At 65.7% G+C, this 1,133-nt stretch carries 2 protein-coding genes; both read right to left on the bottom strand.

Features of this window, described 5'->3' with window-relative positions:
- Positions 1-93: 93 nt before the first annotated feature.
- On the bottom strand, positions 94-483 hold the full coding sequence (locus tag GA0070558_RS32640; protein ID WP_141722445.1) for a hypothetical protein: 390 nt from the start codon (positions 481-483) through the stop codon (positions 94-96).
- Between the two features lie 390 nt (positions 484-873).
- Positions 874-1,133 (bottom strand): HAD family hydrolase (locus GA0070558_RS32635; protein ID WP_141722444.1); only part of this gene is annotated, 260 nt, incomplete at its 5' end.

Genomic DNA, 1,133 nt, shown 5'->3' with positions numbered 1-1,133 from the left:
TGGATGGCCCGGCGGCTCCTCTTCCGTGGGCCACTGCTCCGGCAGCTTCGCAGGCGCTGCTTCCAAAGATCAAGGCTGTTGTCGGCCGACGGATCAGATTCGTGGCACAGGGCTGCCGCTGACAGCATCTAGCACCTGCCGGTCGCCGAGCGGCTTGTCAAGCCTCACGGGCACCCATCGCACGTCCGCGTAATCGCCACCCGACCACGACAATGTCGGCTGCCGTGCGACTACGTGCAAGATCACACGATCACTCTGGAAATCAGCGAACGTGCGCACGACCTCAAAGTCGGGATGCATCTCGACGCGCGCGTCGATGACCCTGCGGTCATCCCTTGGGTTGTAGGAGTTTACCGACACCTCAAACTCCAGCCCACGACGCATGGCGCCCACCGCGGCGTAGACGCTGATCAGGAGAACCACAGCAACTGCGACTACGAGAAGGGCCCGTCTCCTCGCCTTGGGGATCCGCTCGCCAGACATGCGCTCTCCGCTCCGTCTGCAGGAAATGGGTGACTCAGTCTTGACGCGACGCTTGGTGCAGGCAAGACCGTTGAGGGCAGGAAACTGATCTCCTCGTCGGGCAGTTGTAGACCTTCCAGGCTCCCCGGACGGGGACAAGGTGGAGCGCCCTACCGGACGTACGACCTTGGCCCCGTCCGGGGAGGCTGGTAGCCCTTGTGGTGCCCGGCGAGGTGATCTGCGGCGGCATCTCTGAGGAGGGCCGGGGTTCGGGGCAGAGCCCCGAGGTCTTCAAAGGTCTGGTCATCCCAAGCGTGGCCGGCCGGCTCGGCCGATGCCGGCCGAAGGTCGCCAGCAGGCCGGGGCCGGGCCGGCGCGGCCCGCTTGCGGGCCGCCTTGATCCTTAAGAGGCTAATTCGGCAGTTCGCGGTGTAGAGCCCTGGCCAGCTCGGCCATGCCATCCGTGCCGTCGGTGATGGCGTCCGCTCCTGCCCTCAGTAGGAGAGTGCGCTTGCCGGGCTTGTTGGCAAACCCAATCGTGCGAACTTCGGCAGCCCGTCCGCCTTCGATGTCAGAGGTGGAGTCGCCTACGAGGACGCACCTGGTCGAGCTGGCATCCACCGCCAGGGCGGCGCGGTGGATTGGTGCCGGGTTCGGCTTCATGAGGCTTG

Origin of the sequence: Micromonospora haikouensis (genome assembly GCF_900091595.1) — a bacterium.
Lineage (GTDB): Bacteria > Actinomycetota > Actinomycetes > Mycobacteriales > Micromonosporaceae > Micromonospora > Micromonospora haikouensis.
The sequence above is the reverse complement of the archived record's forward strand: the minus strand, read 5'-3'. Positions and strand labels throughout refer to the sequence as shown.